The 16850-nt window shown below is 71.3% G+C and carries 15 protein-coding genes, 2 tRNA genes and 1 riboswitch; of the genes, 10 read left to right on the top strand and 7 right to left on the bottom strand.

What is annotated here, in order from left to right:
* Nucleotides 1-129: 129 nt before the first annotated feature.
* Together EF879_RS00910 and EF879_RS00905 are read right to left on the bottom strand one after the other, a co-directional pair.
* Nucleotides 130-801 carry a DedA family protein gene (locus EF879_RS00910; RefSeq protein ID WP_123553719.1) on the bottom strand — a complete coding sequence of 224 codons (672 nt, stop codon included), beginning with the start codon at nt 799-801 and terminating at the stop codon, nt 130-132.
* A 216-nt stretch (nt 802-1017) separates the two neighbouring features.
* Complete coding sequence (locus EF879_RS00905; RefSeq protein ID WP_123553717.1) at nt 1018-3030, bottom strand: N-acetylmuramoyl-L-alanine amidase; 2013 nt, start codon at nt 3028-3030, stop codon at nt 1018-1020.
* Nucleotides 3031-3291: 261 nt separating this feature from the next.
* Nucleotides 3292-3438: riboswitch (cyclic di-AMP (ydaO/yuaA leader) on the top strand.
* A 180-nt stretch (nt 3439-3618) separates the two neighbouring features.
* Here EF879_RS00905 and EF879_RS00900 point away from each other — a divergent pair.
* Both EF879_RS00900 and EF879_RS00895 read left to right on the top strand, forming a co-directional pair.
* Nucleotides 3619-4491 (top strand): C40 family peptidase, encoded by an 873-nt coding sequence (locus tag EF879_RS00900; RefSeq protein WP_233604149.1) that lies wholly within the window; start codon nt 3619-3621, stop codon nt 4489-4491.
* 143 nt (nt 4492-4634) lie between these two features.
* Complete coding sequence (locus tag EF879_RS00895) at nt 4635-5195, top strand: pyridoxamine 5'-phosphate oxidase family protein (protein ID WP_123553713.1); 561 nt, start codon at nt 4635-4637, stop codon at nt 5193-5195.
* Between the two features lie 9 nt (nt 5196-5204).
* Here the strand turns inward: EF879_RS00895 and EF879_RS00890 are convergent, their stop codons facing one another.
* Entirely contained in the window at nt 5205-6230 is a 1026-nt protein-coding gene (locus tag EF879_RS00890; protein WP_123553710.1) for a zinc metalloprotease, read from the bottom strand.
* Nucleotides 6231-6448: 218 nt separating this feature from the next.
* On the opposite strand from EF879_RS00890, the gene EF879_RS00885 reads away from it, so the two are divergent.
* The 8 genes from EF879_RS00885 (at nt 6449) to EF879_RS00850 (ending at nt 11940) form a co-directional block, all read left to right on the top strand.
* Nucleotides 6449-6522, top strand: a tRNA-Gly gene (locus EF879_RS00885).
* Between the two features lie 268 nt (nt 6523-6790).
* Nucleotides 6791-7522: a hypothetical protein gene (locus EF879_RS00880; RefSeq protein WP_148086329.1), complete on the top strand. Its 732-nt coding sequence runs from the start codon at nt 6791-6793 to the stop codon at nt 7520-7522.
* Nucleotides 7523-7862: 340 nt separating this feature from the next.
* Nucleotides 7863-7934 (top strand) — tRNA-Arg (locus EF879_RS00875).
* Nucleotides 7935-8266: 332 nt separating this feature from the next.
* Entirely contained in the window at nt 8267-8662 is a 396-nt protein-coding gene (locus EF879_RS00870) for a VOC family protein (protein ID WP_233604225.1), read from the top strand.
* Nucleotides 8663-8674: 12 nt separating this feature from the next.
* Nucleotides 8675-9016 carry a YciI family protein gene (locus EF879_RS00865; protein WP_123553705.1) on the top strand — a complete coding sequence of 114 codons (342 nt, stop codon included), beginning with the start codon at nt 8675-8677 and terminating at the stop codon, nt 9014-9016.
* On the top strand, nt 9013-10275 hold the full coding sequence (locus EF879_RS00860; RefSeq protein ID WP_123553703.1) for an RNA polymerase sigma factor: 1263 nt from the start codon (nt 9013-9015) through the stop codon (nt 10273-10275). Before EF879_RS00865 ends, EF879_RS00860 begins: the two co-directional genes overlap by 4 nt.
* 40 nt (nt 10276-10315) lie before the next feature.
* The gene (locus EF879_RS00855; RefSeq protein WP_123553700.1) at nt 10316-10681 is read left to right on the top strand and encodes a YciI family protein; all 366 of its coding nucleotides are present in this window, start codon (nt 10316-10318) and stop codon (nt 10679-10681) included.
* A gap of 5 nt (nt 10682-10686) precedes the next feature.
* Nucleotides 10687-11940, top strand: a complete 1254-nt coding sequence (locus EF879_RS00850; RefSeq protein ID WP_199736134.1) for a DUF6596 domain-containing protein — start codon at nt 10687-10689, stop codon at nt 11938-11940.
* Here the strand turns inward: EF879_RS00850 and EF879_RS00845 are convergent, their stop codons facing one another.
* The 4 genes from EF879_RS00845 to EF879_RS00830 all read right to left on the bottom strand — a co-directional run bounded on the left by EF879_RS00845 (nt 11941) and on the right by EF879_RS00830 (nt 16813).
* Nucleotides 11941-12696, bottom strand: coding sequence for a LytTR family DNA-binding domain-containing protein (locus EF879_RS00845; RefSeq protein ID WP_123553696.1), 756 nt, complete (start codon nt 12694-12696; stop codon nt 11941-11943).
* A 43-nt stretch (nt 12697-12739) separates the two neighbouring features.
* Nucleotides 12740-13954, bottom strand: a complete 1215-nt coding sequence (locus EF879_RS00840) for a sensor histidine kinase (protein ID WP_123553694.1) — start codon at nt 13952-13954, stop codon at nt 12740-12742.
* A gap of 61 nt (nt 13955-14015) precedes the next feature.
* On the bottom strand, nt 14016-15530 hold the full coding sequence (locus EF879_RS00835) for a sugar transferase (RefSeq protein WP_233604224.1): 1515 nt from the start codon (nt 15528-15530) through the stop codon (nt 14016-14018).
* A 410-nt stretch (nt 15531-15940) separates the two neighbouring features.
* A complete protein-coding gene (locus EF879_RS00830; RefSeq protein WP_123553691.1) occupies nt 15941-16813 on the bottom strand; it encodes an Fpg/Nei family DNA glycosylase in 873 nt (290 codons plus the stop codon).
* Nucleotides 16814-16850: the final 37 nt, after the last annotated feature.

Genomic DNA, 16850 nt, shown 5'->3' with positions numbered 1-16850 from the left:
GGGGCGGTCCCGCCACCGGCGGGGAAGGCCGTGGCCACGCCGGAGGGCCGCCCCAGCGAGTGGCGGGATCGGTACCGCGGCGCGTCGCGGGGGGATGACGGGAGAGCCGCCGCGCCCGGGCGGGCGGGGTCAGCCGCGGTGCTGGCCCCCGGGCGGGCGGTTGCGCCGGGCCAGCCGGGAGATCACGAACCAGGCCACCGCGACCACGACCGCGAAGATCACCAGGTTCTGCAGGATCCCGGCGTACTCCTCGACCCGGTGCCAGTTCTCGCCGAGCAGGTAGCCGGCGAGCACGAACGCGGTGTTCCAGATCAGGCTGCCGAGGGCGGTGCAGACCAGGAACGTCCCGAGATGCATCCGCTCGATGCCGGCCGGGATCGAGATCAGACTGCGGAAGATCGGGATCATCCGGCCGAAGAAGACCGTTCCCTTCCCGTGCCGGACGAACCATGCCTCGGTCCGGTCGACGTCGCTGAGCTTCACCAGCGGCAGCCGGGCGACCAGCGCGCGGGTCCGGTCACGGCCGAGCAGTGCGCCGACGTAGTAGAGCGCCGCCGCGCCCACCACCGAACCGAGGGTGGTCCAGAAGATCGCGGAGACGAGGTTCATCTCGCCCTGGCTCGCCGCGAAGCCGGCCAGCGGCAGGATGATCTCGCTCGGCAGCGGCGGAAAGAGGTTCTCCAACGCCACCGCCAGCCCCGCCCCGGGCGCACCGAGGGTGTCCATCAGGTCGGTGGCCCAACCGGCGATCCCGGTCAGTGGTGGCGGCTCGGAGGCGAGCGCGTCGGTAGCACTGATCATGTGGTGGACGCTAGTCGTCCGGACCTGTGCAGATCCTGAGGATCGACATCGGGTTCCGTCCGGACGACCTGGCGGCCGCCGCCGCAGACGCCCTCGACACCCGTGGCCGGCGGACTGCGGCGTACCACCGCCGGCCGACCCGTCCTGGTCGCGGGGTCGCCGCCGGGCGTGGCCGGGCCGGCGACGGACCCCGCGACCGGGATACGGGTCGCTGGGTCAGCGCGGAGCGCCGAACCAGGACGGCAACAGCACGACGTCGTCCCGGTTGACGTACATGATCCGGTGGCCGAACTGGATCTGTACGTACCTCATGTCGCCCCGGATCACCGTCCAGTCACCGGGTGACGACCCGTCGAAGGTGGTGGCCCGGTAGTACTCGCTGGGCAGCACGTTGCCGACGGCGTACCGCTGGCCGGCGGCGAGGGTGTACTGCAACGGGGTGACCGCCTGCACCGGCACGCCGGCGGGGTAGGCGTCCGCCTCCGGGTACGCCCGGCCGTACACCGGGATGCTCGCCCGGCCCGGTTTCGGGGTGGCGACCAGGCCGACCGACCACTTCGCGGTCGGATTCGTCGCCGGGTTGTGGAACCAGGCCTTCTGCCCGAGGTACCAGATCGCGGTCCAGTCCCCCCGCCGGTCGGCGACCGCGTACGTCTGCCCGGCCGCCGCGCGGGCCCCGTGGTCGGAGATGTGCATGGTGTTGGGGCTGCCGTCGGGCCGCAGCGCGATGTCGTTGACCAGCGGGGCGTCGTGCGCGGGCGCGCTGCGCAGGATCACCGCGGAGGAGCCACGGGACGGGCACGGCACACCGGGCGTCTCGCAGCCGGTGAAGGCCGGCCGGTTGGTGGCGAGGTCCGGGTCGATGGTGACCAGCCCGCCGTGCGGACCGGCGGTGTTCCGGAACGGTGCCCGGAGCAGGTCGAAGTAGTGCGACCAGTCCCAGTACGGCCCCGGGTCCCAGTGCATGCCGGCGACGTTGCCGGGGAGGATGCCGGGCACGTTGTCGTGCCCGATGATGTGGTGCCGGTCCAGCGGGATGTCGTACCGGTCGGCGAGGTACCGGACCAGCTTGGCCGAGGTCCGGTACATCGCCTCGGTGTACCAGGTGCCCTCGGCGGCGAAGCCCTCGTGCTCCAGCCCGATGGCCTTGGCGTTGACGTACCAGTTGCCGGCGTGCCAGGCCACGTCCTTGCCCCGGACGTGCTGCGCGATGTGCCCGTCGGCGGAGCGGAGGCTGTAGTGCCAGCTCACGTACGTGGGGTCCTGCACCAGCCGCAGCGTGGTGTCCCAGCTCCCCTCGGTGTCGTGGATGACGATGTACTCGATCTTCTGCCGGGCGGGCCGGTTGGAGAGGTCGTGGTTGCCGTAGTCACCGTCGCCGAACTGCTCGTATGGTGCCGGAATCCACTCGCAGGAGATGCCGCGCGGGCACTCCACCCCGTCCGGCCGGGGCGGCCTGGGCAGCCCGAGTCGGTCCAACCAGGAGCGCTCCGGGACGAGTCCGGGATGGGCGGGCAGGCTGACCCGGTGACCGTCGTCGGTGATCCGGCTCGCCCCCTCGGCCAGGGTTCGGTAGACCTCGTCGGCGAAGGCCGCCGCGGCGTCCGCGCGGTCGCTGCCGGCGTACCTGGCGACCGCGCCGTACCAGGCGGCCGGGTCGCTCGCCCGACCCGTCGGGCCGCCCAGCTCCCGCTGGTACGCCGCGAGCAGGGCCGCCCCGCCCCGGATGTTCGCCGCCGGGTCGGTCCGCAGAGTCGACTCGGCGTTCCCGGTGAGGGCTGCGGCGGTGTCGAGGGTCTGGGCGCCCACGGCAGGGGTGGTGGGACTCGCGTCGGTGTCCCGGGTCGACGCGGTGCGGCTCGGCGCCCCGTGCGGGGCGGATCGGGCCGGGCGGGAGTCGTCGCCGCGTCGATCCTCGCCGTGCCCGGGTGCGTCGGTTCGCAGCGAGCGGACGTACGCGTGGTCGGTGAGGTGCATCGGGCCGAAGCCGCCGCTGGTGCTCGGGGCGCCGGCGTTGGTGTCCCAGCGCGACTCCAGATAGGAGACGGCGAGCAGTACGCTGTCGGGCACGCCGTATTCGGCGGCCGCGGCGGCGTACTCCTGCTGTCGGCTGCCGGTCGGTGGCGCGGCCGTCGCCGGCGCGGCGCCGACGGGTAACAGCGCCGCGGCGCCGAGCACGGCGGAGCCCACCGCGATTCTCCTGCTCAGCGGCGTTCGAGTACGGAGCATGGAACCTCCCGTCGCCGGAAATGAACAACGATCACAATCCATCCGGACCGTGGCTGCGGTCAATAGCTGTCGTCGGTGGGTAGTGCGCTGAAAATTACTTTCGCAGGTTCGCGAGCGCGTGACAGCCGGAACGTCCCACACGGTGCGCGAGCAGTCCAATGCGGTACGAATTGGCGGCGATCGCGGGTTGCGGTCGGATAACAGGCTTCTCTAGTGTTGGGGACCGTCGAGGCGGTGGCAGGCCGCCAGTCGGGCGACCACGTCTCGACACCGCCGAATCGTCGACATCACGAGCCTCAACGAACCGGGGACCCGGGCACTATGGGGTGAATCCGCGGGTGAGCGGTAGGGCGTATCTCTTCCCGCCCGAACCCGTCAGCTAACCCGGTAGGCGGGCTGAAGGAAGAAGGAGTACGGACCCCGGTGGCATCCTCCGCCCCGCGGTCGCGGTCCGCGCTGCCGGCCTCAGCCGGCGCCGGAACGGCGAAAAACCGCTTGCGAAGGTCCCTTCTCACCACTGCACTGGCTGCGTTCGCCAGCGCCGCCGTGCTACTTGTCGGCACGGCACCGGCTCTGGCCGAGCCCTCGGTGACCGAGATCGAGAACCAGATCGACAAGAAATGGCGCGAGCTGGAGCCGGTCATCGAGCGGCACAACGCCACCCGCGAGGAGTTGGCGGAGAAGAAGAAGCAGGCCAAGAAGCTCCAGGACAAGATCGCCCCGCTGCAGAAGCAGATCGACGAGGCGATGGACCGGGTCAGCGAACTCGCGGTCGAGGCGTACAAGGGTGACCGCGCCTCGATGGTGAACGCTGTGCTCAGCAGCAAGAAGCCGAGCAACGTCCTCGGCCAGCTCTCGGTCCTCGACCAGTTCGCCCGTCGTCAGCAGCACGAGGTGCAGACGGTCGTCGATCTGAGGAACAAGTACGCCGCCGAGAAGGCGCCGCTGGACAAGCTGGTCGCCGAGCTCACCCGGACCGAAGCCGAGCTCGCGAAGAAGAAGAAGGAGATCGACGCCGAAATCGACGAGCTCCAGAAGCTGCGGCTCGAGGCGTACGGCAGGGGCGCCGGTGGACCGCTGCGTCCCGCGCCCTGCCCCGCGACCTACCCGGGCGGTGGCGCCGGCAAGGCGGTCAAGTTCGCCTGTGCGCAGATCGGCAAGCCGTACGTCTGGGGTTCCGCCGGTCCCAACTCGTACGACTGCTCCGGGCTGACCCTGCGGGCCTGGGCCCAGGCCGGTGTCTCGCTGCCACACAACGCCGCCAAGCAGTACAGCGTCACCAAGCGGGTCAGCCGCTCGGAGCTGCAGCCCGGCGACCTGGTCTTCTACTACTCACCGATCAGCCACGTCGGCATGTACGTCGGTAACGGTTGGATCGTGCACGCCTCGCGGGCCGGTGAGCCGGTGCAGATGCGGAAGCTCGGTAGCGACATCGCCGGCTACGGCCGACCGAGGTACTAGCCTTCGCCACCGGCTCGGGTCCCCCGCGCCGGTGACGACACGGAGAACGCCGGTGCCCCCGGCCGCGACGCGGCCGGGGGCACCGGCGTTTTGACCTGCGCGCCTGGCTACCTGATCGAACATGTGTTCGATAGAATGTCCACATGGCATCCTGGTCCGAATTCGCCTCCGACGAGCCCGGTCTCGCCGAGACGATCCGTGCCCTGCTCCAGCAGTACGGGCCGGGTCTCGGATACCTGGCGACCGTGCGCGCCGACGGTGGGCCGCGCGTGCACCCGGTCTCCCCGGTCATCACCGACGAGGGCCTCTTCTGCTTCGTCGTCGATTCCCCCAAGCGCCGTGACCTCGAACGCGATGGGCGCTACGCGTTGCACTCGTTCCCGCCGGAGGACAGCGACGACGAGGCGTACCTCGCCGGCCGGGCACGGCCGGTGACCGATCAGGCCCGGGTGGCGCGGCTTGCCGACAGCCTGCGGGCGGCTCCCCACGTCGACTGGCGACTCTTCGAGTTCAGCGTCGAGGTGGCGATGGTCGCCCGGCACGGCAGCAACGGTGCCACCCCGCTCGCTGGCGGCGCTTCCGACCGCCCCGCGGTCCAGGTCTGGCTCGACCCGGCCAGCGCCGCCGCCAGCCGCTCCGGCGCAGGCCGCCGGGGCCGCCGCCGCGCCCCCGTCGCCAGCGAGGAGGCGCTGCCGGCAGCCTGACCCGCCCGGCTACGGCTGACGGAACGCCAGCCACGCCTTCAGCATCCGGAACGCCTGCTCGACCGTGAACTCGTGCATGCAGTCGTCGACCGAGTAGTCCATGAAGTTGTGGACCGGGTCGCGGCCCCGGCGCGTCGGGCAGCTGTCCCGCCCCTCCGGGCAACCGAAGCCCGGCTGCGCCTCGGCCGGGGTGTCGTCGACGTGGTCACCCTCTCCGGCACAACCGTTCTGGAAGGTGTGAAAGAGGTTCAGCCAGTGGCCGACCTCGTGGACCGCCGTGTCACCCTGGTTGTACGACCGCTCCGTGCCGCCCGGTAGCGATTCGGCGAGCACCACCACCCCGTCGTACGGGTCCAGCTTGCGCTGGGGGAAGCTGGCCCAACCCAGCAGGTCGTCGCCGAGTAGGCCCGTGTAGATGTTGAGGGTGTTCTTGCCGCCGACCCGGAGCGCGCGCTTCATCTGGAACTCCGCCGGGCTCTCCGCCACGATCGGGTACCACGCCGGGTTGACGACCCGGTTGACCTTTCTGAGCTGAAACCGGAAGGGCGTCCAGGCGCCGCCGGTCCGGCCGGCGAAGGAGTCATTCAGCACCTTCAGCTGCGCGTCGATCATCGACTGTGGGATGTTCCCGCCGGCCCGGGTCCGGTCCCTGGCGATGACGTGGACGACCACGTCGATCTGGGCGGGAAGCAGCCGGGCGAGGCTGGGCGGGGCGACGCCGATCCGTTCGGCGTACGCCGCGTCCACCTCGCGCTCCCGCCGGGCGGCCTCGGCCGCGGTCAGCACGTTCGGCTCGGCCGCGTACGCGCCACCGGGCCGTGCCCGCGCCGCCGCGGTGGTCCCGGTCGGCCCGGCGCAGTCCGCGTCCGACCCGCCGCCGCTCGGAGCCCGGCCGATGGCAGCCCCGCCGGCCGGAGGTCCGGCCGCGACCGCTGCCGGCAGCGCCGGTACGGCCGCTGGGCCGACCAGGAGGCCAAGAGCCGCGGCCGTCACCCCCGCCATGCGTACCGACCGTCGATGTGTGTGCAACGCCATTACCCCAACCCTTTTCCTTCGCACAGTGGCGAAACGATGACTGTGGGCCACTGGTGCACGTGGGGCGGACGTTACCCGGGGCGGCAGGTGTTGCAAACGACGCGGTTCGGCGTGGTCTTGACATATCTGCGTGTGACGGACAGGCTGTCCGAAACCACGCTCGGCATGGGGGGTGGTGAGTGCGCAAACGACGCCGACCGGGTACAGTAGGACCGCCCGCGGGTGTAGTTCAATGGCAGAACATCAGCTTCCCAAGCTGACAATGCGGGTTCGATTCCCGTCACCCGCTCCAGCGTGAGGCCCAGGTCAGACCCTGGGCCTTCTTCGTGTGGGAGCACCGCCCGGCTCTCGTGTCGCCCGGCGGGGCTGAACGACGCTTCCCAGTGCGCGCGGGGCCCGGCCTCTCCGGCGCCTGCCACGGAGTCCTTCCTACCCGATCGTCCGCTGAGCTGCCGGTCGGGCGAATCGGGTTGCTTCGCCGCGCGGACGCGAAATACCTTGGCCTCCGCTGGATCTCGGGCCCACCGCGACAGCCGGGTCAGACTACGGGGGAGGAACCGATGACGAGGCTCAACCAGGTGATCGGGCTGGAGAAGGGCGTCAAGGCGGCCGCCGACGCGGCGCTGTCAAAGGCGCACCACGATGCCCAGAAGCCGGACCTGTTCGTGGGACTGGTGCGGACGTACGAGCCGCTCGAGGAGGACGGTTACGTCCTGCCGTCCGAGTCCAAGAAGGTCGCCGCGAAGGTCCCGCAGATGGTGACGGATGTTCGGGCGGCGCTGGAGCGCCTCTTCGACCTGACGCTCACCAAGGACACCGCGAACACGGGCGCCAAGGCCGACATCAAGGTCGGTGACGCGGTGCTGGCCCGAGACGTTCCGGTGACCACCCTGCTCTGGCTGGAGAAGCAGCTGGCCAGCCTGCGCGGCCTCATCGCGAAGCTGCCGGTCACGGACGTCGCGGACGACTGGACCTGGGACCCGGACAACGGGGTGTTCCGTTCGGCGACGGTCAAGACGATGCGCACCCGCAAGTCCGAGGACTTCATCGTCGTCGTCCCGCCGACCGACAAGCACCCCGCGCACGTCGAGAAGGTGACCAAGGACGTACCGGAGGGCATCTGGTCGACGACGAAGCTGTCCGGTGCGATCTCACCGACCCAGCGGGATCGGTGGTTGGCCCAGGTCACCGCCGTGATCGAGGCCGTGAAGACCGCTCGAGAGCAGGCCAACATGGTCGAGGTCGTCGACCGGAAGATGGGTAGGGCAATCCTGGACTTCGTGTTCGGGTAGGGTTGCCGCGACACAGACTCCCGGCTTCGGCCGGGTGAGCACAAGCTGAGACTGAGGCTTGAGACCAGGCTGACGTTGACCGGCCACAGTGCGGGTTCGAGCCCCGCCCGGCACCCAGGTGCCGGTAGCCCAACGGGTAGAGGCAGTCGGCAACACCCCAGGCTCTTGCTCCAAGATCAGCCAAGCTCGACCGGATCGCACCACCTGCGGCAGGCGATGGATTAGCAGCCCCCAGTTCGAATCTGGGCGGGGCCTCTTCCCTGGCCCCGTGGAGTAGCGGTAACTCGGCAACCGATAGGAATGACCTGACGCAGAAACGTATGCGACGAGTGTCGAGTGACGCGTGATGGCGCAGTAGTAGCGCATCGGTCGTCGGAACCGAAGGACGCAGGTGCGAATCCTGCTCACGCAACAGAGGGCCAGGGCAGGGCAAGCCCTGGCCCTCGCTTGTGTCCGCCGGACGGCTCCGCCTGACGCCGCGGTCCCACGTGGCTCGTCGCCACGACGAGTCAGCTGTTCGGGCCGGCGTACCGGCTTCCGCCGGTCACCCTGATCGGGCTCGCGGTCCACGCGTGGTCTGTGTCTTCCTGCCCGAATCCCGCCAGGCCGGCGTCTCGGTGTCGTTGCCGGCGAAAACTCCAGCCCGGGCACGATGTCGGCTCGCGCGCACCGCCAACCGTCTACGGGGTGACGGCCACCGCCGCCCGGAGCGGTGCCCTGACTAGGAGCCGACTGGTGAACCCGATGCTGAACGCGATCGACGTGATCGTCTCTGACCTGGATGCCTCAATCACCTTCGACCGGATGCTCGGCCTGGAGTTTCAGGTTGACGCGCGGATACCCGAACACGCCTCCTGCGACCTTCCGAACGGGCTGCATCTCATGCCCGACACGGAACGGTTGGCCGCGTCGGCCCGTCCGGGTTGGACACGGCCGGCGGGGAGCGGGCTCTTCCTGGCGTTCGAGCTGGGAAGCCCAGCCGAGGTGGACGCCGCCTACGCTCAGTTGATTACTGCCGGCCGCCGGGGGTCGCGGGAGCCGTGGGACGGGTTCTGGGGCATGCGGTACGCGACCGTCCCGGACGTCCCGGACCCGGACGGCAACGGCATCGACCTGTACGCCCCGTTGTCGGGCGAGTGAGAGGGCTGGCCGATGAAGTACGTGCTGATGTTCGTCGAGACCGAGCAGTTCGCTGCGGAGCTACGCGCCATGGACGATACGGAACGGGAACGCGCCTACGCGAAGGTGCGGCGGTGGTTCAGCGACCACAGTGACAAGATCACGCATCATGCCCACCTGCTGCCGCCGGACACCGCGACGACCGTACGTCTGGTCGGCGGGGAGGCCCTCGTCTCGGACGGCCCGTTCGTCGAGGGCAAAGAAGTGATCAGCGGCTATGCGGAGATCGACGTCGCGGACCTCGACGACGCCCTGGCCCTTGTCCGGTCCTGGCCCGCCTGCCCGGTCGTCGAGATCAGACCTATCGCCGGATGACCGACACGTCGCATGCCGAGCTGGCCCGGGTGGTCCGTGACCACGCCGGCCGGCTCGCCGCGTCGCTGGTGCGGCTGATCGGGGACTTTGGTGCGGCCGAGGACCTGGTCCAGGATGCGGTGGAGGCGGCGCTGCGGCACTGGCCGGTGGACGGCATCCCGGAACGCCCCGACGCCTGGCTCTACACGGTCGCCCGGCGCCGGGGTCTGGATGTGCTGCGCCGGGACGCCCTGTATCGGGACAAACTGGCCCTGCTGGTCTGGCCCACGCAGCCGGACCCCGGTGACCAGCTCCGGTTGATCTTCACCTGCTGCCATCCCGCGCTGCCCCGTGCCGCGCAGGTCGCGCTCACCCTGCGCGTGGTGTGCGGGCTGACGACGGCCCAGATCGCGAGGGCGTTCCTGGTCGCGGAGAGTACCGTGGGGCAGCGGATCACCCGGGCGAAACGGAAGATCGCCGGGGCGGGCATCCCGTACCGGATTCCCGACCCGGACGAGCTTGGCGACCGCCTCGCCGAGGTCCTGGCCGTGGTGTACCTGCTGTTCAACGAGGCGTACCTGCCCAGCACCGCGGAGCAGCCGACCCCTGTCCGAGACCTCGCCGACGACGCCGAGTTCCTCGCCGCGACGCTGCACCGCCTCATGCCGACCGAGCCGGAGGTCGCCGGGCTGCTGGCGTTGATCCGGTTGCACCGGGCCCGCGCCGCGGCCCGGTTCGACGAGCACGGCGGCATCGTCCACCTGCGGGACCAGGACCGGTCGCGCTGGGACCGACCGGCGATCACGGAGGCGAGCCGGCTCATCGCGATGGCCGCCGCGCAGCGGCGCCCCGGCCCGTACCAGCTTCAGGCGGCGATTGTGGCCTGCCACGCCGAGGCTCCTCGATGGGAGGAGACCGACTGGGAGCAGATTCTCGTCCTCTACGACATGCTGCTGCACCTGGCGCCGTCCCCGGTCACCCGGCTGCACCGGGCGATCGCCAACCGGTACGTCGCCGGCCCGGCTGCCGCACTCGGCGAGGTTGATGCCCTCGCCGGCGTGCTCGACGGCTACCACCTGCTGCACGCCACCCGGGCCGAACTCCTGCGCGACCTGGGTCGTTCCGACGAGGCACACGCGGCCGACAGGCGGGCCCTGGCGCTGACCGCGAACCCGGCCGAACAGTCCCTCCTCCGCCGGCGCCTCCGCTGGGCCGAGAATGCCCGCCGGCCGGTTGGGGATGATGTCGAGGAGACCGGCGTGACTCCGTTCCCTGGGTGACGGCGCGCCACCTGCGGCGCACGAGGAAGGGGAATCCGAGATGAAGTACCTGCTGATGATCTACGGCAACCAGGAGAAGTGGGACTCCATCCCGCCGGAGTCGTGGGCGGACGAGGTCGCCAAGCAGGAGGCGTTCAACAAGAAGTACCGCGAGACCGGTGAGCTGCTGGGCGCGTATGGGCTGGCCGACGCCGTCGCCGCCCGGCTGGTCCGGCGCGAGTCCGGCGCTCCGGCGGTGACCGACGGGCCGTACCTGGAGACGAAGGAGTACCTGGCCAGCTTCTATCTGCTCGACTGCGAGAGCGAGGAGCGGGCGTACGAGATCGCCGCGGACATACCGTGGGCGGACCGCGAGCCGGTCGAGGTCTGGCCGATCCTGCACGAGTCGCCCGTCAACAGTCTGTGACCGGGCTGGAACCAGTGCTCGAGGGCCTGCTGCGCGAGCTGGCGCCGCAGGTCCTCGGCACGCTGGTACGCCGCTACGGTCGGTTCGACGCCTGCGAGGACGCCACCCAGGAGGCGCTGATCCTCGCCGCCCAGCGGTGGCCAAAGGAGGGAGTACCGGCCAACCCGCGCGGCTGGCTGGTGACGGTCGCCGTACACCGGCTGCTCGACGAGTTCCGCAGCGAGGCCGCGCGGCGGCGCCGGGAGGAAACGGTCTTCGCCGCGACGCCGCAGTCGGAGCTGCTGGCCCGGCCGGCGGACGCCGAACCGGGCGTGGACCGGGACGACTCGCTGAGTCTGCTCTTCCTCTGCTGCCATCCCGCGCTCTCGGTGCCGAGCCAGATCGCCCTCACCCTGCGTGCGGTGGGCGGCCTGACGACGGCGCAGATCGCCGCCGCGTTCCTGGTGCCGGAGGCGACGATGGCGCAGCGGATCAGCCGGGCGAAGCAGACCATCGCCGGCAGCAACCTGCCATTCGCGATGCCCGCCGGCGCCGAACGCGCGGAACGGCTCCGCACGGTGCTGCACGTGCTCTATCTGATCTTCAACGAGGGCTACACCGCCAGCTCCGGCCCGGAGCTGACCGCGCCGCACCTCTCCGCCGAGGCGATCCGGCTGACCCGCTGGCTGCGCGGCCTGCTGCCGGACGACGCCGAGGTCGCTGGCCTGCTCGCCCTGATGCTGCTCACCGACGCCCGCCGGCCGGCCCGGATCGGCCCCGACGGTGCCCTGGTGCCGCTCGACGAGCAGGACCGGAGCCGGTGGGACCGGCAGCGGATCGCCGAGGGGATCGCGCTGATCAGCGAGGTGCTGCCCCGGGGCGAGGTCGGACCGTACCAGTTGCAGGCCGCCATCGCCGCCGTGCACGACGAGGCCGAGACGATGGAGGCGACGGACTGGCCGCAGATCCTCGGCCTCTACGACCTGCTGGCCGCGGTTGCGCCGAACCCGATGGTGACCCTCAACCGGGCGGTCGCGCTCGCCATGGTGTACGGGCCGGCCGCCGGGCTGGAGCTGCTCGCCGCCCTGGAGTCCGACAGGCGGATGGCGAGGCACCACCGGCTCTTCGCCACCCGGGCCCACCTGCGGGAGCTGGCCGGCGACCGGAAGGGTGCGCTGGCCGACTTCCGGGAGGCCGCCCGGCGGACAACCAGCCTGCCGGAGCGGCGGCACCTCATCGCCCGGGTGGCCCGGCTGGAGGGTACGGTCACCCGGCCGTGATCAGCGGTTCCAGTCCTGCTTCGCGGCCCGGACCAGCTTGTCCTTCAGCTCCCGGGTGTGCCGGCGGCTGACCGGCAGGTCGGTTCCGTCGATCACCACGACGTATCCGGAACTGGTCAACCGCAGTTCGGCGATGAGCCGGAGCTGGACCAGGTACGACCGGTGGATCCGCACGAACCCGGCGTCGGCCCACCGTTCGGCGAGGGTGGCGAGCGGCACCCGGACCAGGTGGGACCCGTCGGCGGTGTGCAGCCGGGCGTAGTCGCCCTGCGCCTCGACCCAGCGCACCGCGGAGCGGGGCAGCATCCGGGTGGTTCCGGCCAGCTCGACCGGGATCGTCGGGTCCGGCTCGGCCCGGGCCAGCGCCGCCGGGTGGGTCGGCACCACCCGGGCGCCGACCACCCGCCGGAGCGACTCGGCGAGCCGCTCGGCCCGGACGGGTTTGCGGACGTAGTCGGTGGCGCCGAGGTCGAAGGCGTCCACCGCCCCGTCGTCGTACGCGGTGACGAAGACGATCGCCGGCGGCCGGGCGAACCGGCGCAGCACCCGGGCCAGTTCCATGCCGTCGAGGCCGGGCATCCGGATGTCGAGGAAGACCACGTCGACGTCGGTGTCCCGGAGCAGCCGCAACGCCTCGGTGGCGTCGGATGCGGTGTGCAGCCGGGCGACCCGGGGATCGGCCCGCAGGTGGTACGCCAGTTCGTCGAGGGCCGGCGGTTCGTCGTCGACCGCCAGCACCCGTAGGAACCCACTCATCCGACCGGCCCCTCTTCCCTGGTCGACTGGGCGCCGGGCGAGGTCACGCGCTCGCCCGGACATGGCGGTGGAACTTCGGTACCCGCATGCTCACCTTGGTGCCGGAGCCGATCCCGGTCTCCACGACCAGGCCGAACTGGTCGCCGAAGACCGACCGCAGCCGCTCGTCCACGTTGGACAGACCAACGTGCTGGCCGGAGTCCTCGCTCCCGTCGGCGGACTCGGCGACCCCGGAGGTGAGGACGGCCGGATCCATCCCCACCCCGTCGTCCTCGACCATGATGTGGCACTCGGCGCCGGCGTCCCGCGCCTCGATGCTGAGCATCCCCACCCCCGGCTTGCGGGACAGGCCGTGCCGGACGGCGTTCTCGACCAGCGGTTGCAGGCAGAGGAACGGCACGCTGACCGGGAGCACCTCCGGGGCGATCTGGAGCCGTACCTGGAGTCGGTCGCCGAACCGGGCCCGCTCGATGGTGAGGTACCGGTCGATGGAGCGCAACTCCTCGGCGAGGGTGGTGAACTCGCCGTGTGCCCGGAACGAGTAGCGGGTGAACTCGGCGAACTCCAGCAGCAGCTCGCGGGCCCGTTCCGGATCGGTCCGGACGAACGAGCCGATCGCGGTCAGCGCGTTGTAGATGAAATGCGGGCTGATCTGGGCACGCAGCGCGCGTACCTCGGCCCGGGCCAGCCGCTCCCGGGACGAGTCCAGCTCGGCCAGGGCGAGTTGGGTGCCGGCCCAGTGCGCGGTCTCCAGGGCGGCCTGCACCAGTCCCGGCGCCGGCTGGTCGTCGGCGACCGCGATCAGCGCCCCGGCCGCCCGGCCGTCCGGCCCGGTCAGCGGCGCGACCACCGCGCCCCGTACCGGGCAGTCCACCCGGTCACAGCGGAGGTCGGACTCGCCCAGTACCGTCGAGCGGCGGCTCTCGATCACCTGGGCGGCGGCGGTCCGCAGCTGGTCGCCGTGGTGGCTGCCCCGGCCGTCCAGGGCGAGGATCTGGTCCCGGTCGGCCAGCGCCAGCCCGGCGGAGCCGACCAGGGCCCGCAGGTGACGTACCGCCTTGGCCGCACTCGTCGAGCTCAGGCCGGTTCGCAGCGGCTCGGCGGCGAGCCCGGCGGTGTGCAGGACCTCGTAGGTGGCGCGCTGGGTGGCGGTGGCGATGCCCCGACGGTCCCGCAGGCGGACGACCGCGAAGAGCGCGGCGGCCAACGCGCTGATCATCGCAACCACGGCGATGGCGGTGGACAGGTTCGGCCCCACGCTGGTGATCCTGACCCCTGCGGACCGGGTTCGCCAAGCCCCACCGGTCCGGCGGCCGCGGCTAGTACGCGCCCTTGCGGGCCAGCACCACGCCGATGGTGCGCCAGAGGATGCTCAGGTCGTACGCCAGCGACCAGTTGTCGACGTAGTAGAGGTCGAGCCGGACCGCCTCGTCCCAGGAGAGATCCGAGCGACCGGAGACCTGCCAGAGCCCGGTGATGCCGGGGCGGACCAGCAGCCGGCGGCGTACGTCGCCGAGGAAGTCGCCGTCGTCGGCGGGGAGCGGCCGGGGACCGACCAGGGACATCTCGCCCCGGAGCACGTTGATCAGCTGGGGCAGCTCGTCCAGTGAGCTGGCCCGGAGGAACCGCCCGGCGGGGAAGACCCGAGGATCCTGCTTGATCTTGAACAGCAGGCCGTCGGTCTCGTTCTGGTCGACCAGGCTGGCCAGCCGCTGCTCCGCGTCGACGTACATGGTCCGGAACTTCCAGACCTTGAAGGTCCGTCCCTCGTGGCCGACCCGGGACTGCCGGAAGAAGACCGGCCCGGGGTCCGAGATCCGGATGGTGATCGCGATCGCGATGAAGAGCGGGAACAGCAGGACCAGCCCGATCGCGGCGGCGAGCCGGTCGAGCAGGTTCTTCACCAGCAACGCCGGACCGGAGAGCGTCGGCTCCTCGACGTGCAGCAGGGGCAGGCCCTCGATCGGCCGGATGTGCACCCGGGGGCCGGCGATGTCGGTGAGCTGCGGCGCCACGATCAGGTCGACCCCGGAGCCCTCCAGCTGCCAGGCGAGCCGGCGCAGCTCGCCACGCTCGGCGCTGGCCGAGCCGCAGACCGCGATCGTGTCGGCGCCGACCTCGTGGACCAGCGACAGGAGGTCCCGGCCGGCGTAGACCGGGATCGGGGTCTGGATCCCCCGGGCGGCGGCGTACCCGTCGGTGAGGTGGATCGCCACCGGGACGAGCCCGGCCGCCGGGCTGCGGCTGACCGCCCGGTAGACCTCCAGCGCCTCGGGGAGCGTGCCGACCAGCACCACCCGCTGGGTGGCCTGGCCGCCGTGCCGGCGCACGGCGTGCAGGACGATCCGGGCCAGATAGCGGGCGAACATGATCAGCAGCAGCGTGCCGAGCAGGGCCGTGCCGACCGTGTACCGGGACAGGTCGGTCTTGGTGGCGAAGGCGAGGAACGAGACGCTCGCCGCGACCGCCACCGACGCCCGGGTCACTCGTTTGAACTCGTCGGTGCCGAACCCGAGGTAACGCCGGTCGTAGGCGCCGTTGGCCCAGAGGATGATGAGCCAGCCGAGCGGCAGCAGCAGGTAGGAGACGGTATGGAACCAGGTGGGGTCCTTGTCCGCGTCGCGGAAACCGGACGCCGCCTGGTCGAACAACTGGATGGCGATCCGGCTGCCCAGCGCCGCCGCGCCGAAGTCGAGCAGCAGCAGCACCGCGACGTACGGGCGGTGCCAGCGGGACACGCGGCGACCGGCCCGCGCCCAGGCGGAACGCGGAACACCGTTGGTCTTCGTCGGGGAGCTCGGCGGCTGGATCTCGAAGCTGTCGACGTGCCGCAGCGTACCTGGTTGGCCCGTGTCGCGTACCGGGCGTTCGAGGCTCGTCGTCACCTCTGCCACGTCCTCCCGCATGACACGTGCCGCCCATTCGCCGTAAGGGCTCGGGTCGCCCACCGTCACAGTCTCTCCCATGCAGGCCCCACGGGGACGCCGACCCGAGGGACAGTACGTCGCCCGCTTCGCTGGCAACGAGTGCCAACCGCCCCGGAAGCGGAGTCGCAGACCGGGCCACTATACCGATGGACAGGGGTGACGGCAGAGCCCGGAGCCGGCCGGTTCGTCGCCCCCTGGGCGGTTTGCCTTCGCCAACAGGTCGGGACTACTCACCGTACAAGGAGAATGGTGCAACGACCAGGCGATGTGTCACCGCGGTGCGGCGCGTCCGACACCCGGAGGCGCGCGCCCGGCGGTCAGCGGACGAGCCGGGAGAGCCGGCGGTCGGCGAGCGGTTTGCCCCCGGTCTGGCAGGTCGGACAGTACTGGAGGCTGGAGTCCGTGAACGAGACCTCGCGGATCGTGTCGCCGCAAACCGGGCAGGGCAGCCCGGTCTGGGCGTGCACCCGCAGCCCGGCCCGCTTCTCGCCCTTCAGCTCCGCCGCCCGCTGCCCCATCGACCGCGCGACCGCGTCGCCGAGGACCTGTCGGGTCGCGGCGTGCAGCGCCGCCACCTGGTCGTCGGAGAGCCGGTCGGTCAGCGCGAACGGCGACAGCTTCGCCGCGTGCAGAATCTCGTCCGAGTACGCGTTGCCGATCCCGGCCAGCACCTCCTGGTCGGTCAGCACCCCCTTGACCTGCCCGCGACGGCTGCGCAGCCGCTCCCGGAACGTCGCCAGGTCGGCGGCGAGCGCGTCCGGCCCGAGCCGGCCCACCCCCGGCACCGACGCCGGATCGGTCACCAGGTACACGGCGAGCTTCTTCTGCGTACCGGCCTCGGTCAGGTCGAAACCGGACCCGTCGTCGAGGCGTACCCGTAACGCGATCGGCCCCTTCCCCGGCCGCAGCGGTGCCGTGGAGGGTAACGACTCCCGGTAGTGCAGCCACCCGGCCCGGGCCAGGTGCACCACCAGGTGCAGCGGGTTCCCGGCCGCGTCGTCGAGGCGTACGTCGAGGAACTTGCCGTGCCGGCCGGCGTCGGCGACGGTCCGGCCCGCCGCGGCCGACGGCGCCGGGTCGTACGTCTTCAGGGCACTGATCGCGGCGACCTCGATCCGGCCCACCCGACGCCCGACCGCCCGCTCGCGCAGGTAGCCCGCGAGAGCCTCCACCTCCGGCAACTCAGGCACGGGATAAACGGTAGCGTTCAATCCCGCGGACGCCACC

Origin of the sequence: Micromonospora sp. HM5-17, assembly GCF_003762835.1 — a bacterium.
Lineage (GTDB): Bacteria > Actinomycetota > Actinomycetes > Mycobacteriales > Micromonosporaceae > Plantactinospora.
Note: the sequence above shows the minus strand (reverse complement) of the source record. Positions and strands in the feature narration are given on the sequence as shown.

Excerpts from the sequence above, each read along its gene's own strand:
- EF879_RS00855 (WP_123553700.1), top strand. The coding sequence starts at position 10,316 with ATGAAGTACCTGCTGATGATCTACGGCAACCAGGAGAAGTGGGACTCC.
- EF879_RS00870 (WP_233604225.1), top strand. The coding sequence starts at position 8,267 with ATGCTGAACGCGATCGACGTGATCGTCTCTGACCTGGATGCCTCAATC.
- EF879_RS00910 (WP_123553719.1), bottom strand. The coding sequence starts at position 801 with ATGATCAGTGCTACCGACGCGCTCGCCTCCGAGCCGCCACCACTGACC.
- EF879_RS00865 (WP_123553705.1), top strand. The coding sequence starts at position 8,675 with ATGAAGTACGTGCTGATGTTCGTCGAGACCGAGCAGTTCGCTGCGGAG.
- EF879_RS00905 (WP_123553717.1), bottom strand. The coding sequence starts at position 3,030 with ATGCTCCGTACTCGAACGCCGCTGAGCAGGAGAATCGCGGTGGGCTCC.
- EF879_RS00895 (WP_123553713.1), top strand. The coding sequence starts at position 4,635 with ATGGCATCCTGGTCCGAATTCGCCTCCGACGAGCCCGGTCTCGCCGAG.
- EF879_RS00860 (WP_123553703.1), top strand. The coding sequence starts at position 9,013 with ATGACCGACACGTCGCATGCCGAGCTGGCCCGGGTGGTCCGTGACCAC.
- EF879_RS00890 (WP_123553710.1), bottom strand. The coding sequence starts at position 6,230 with ATGGCGTTGCACACACATCGACGGTCGGTACGCATGGCGGGGGTGACG.
- EF879_RS00845 (WP_123553696.1), bottom strand. The coding sequence starts at position 12,696 with ATGAGTGGGTTCCTACGGGTGCTGGCGGTCGACGACGAACCGCCGGCC.
- EF879_RS00880 (WP_148086329.1), top strand. The coding sequence starts at position 6,791 with ATGACGAGGCTCAACCAGGTGATCGGGCTGGAGAAGGGCGTCAAGGCG.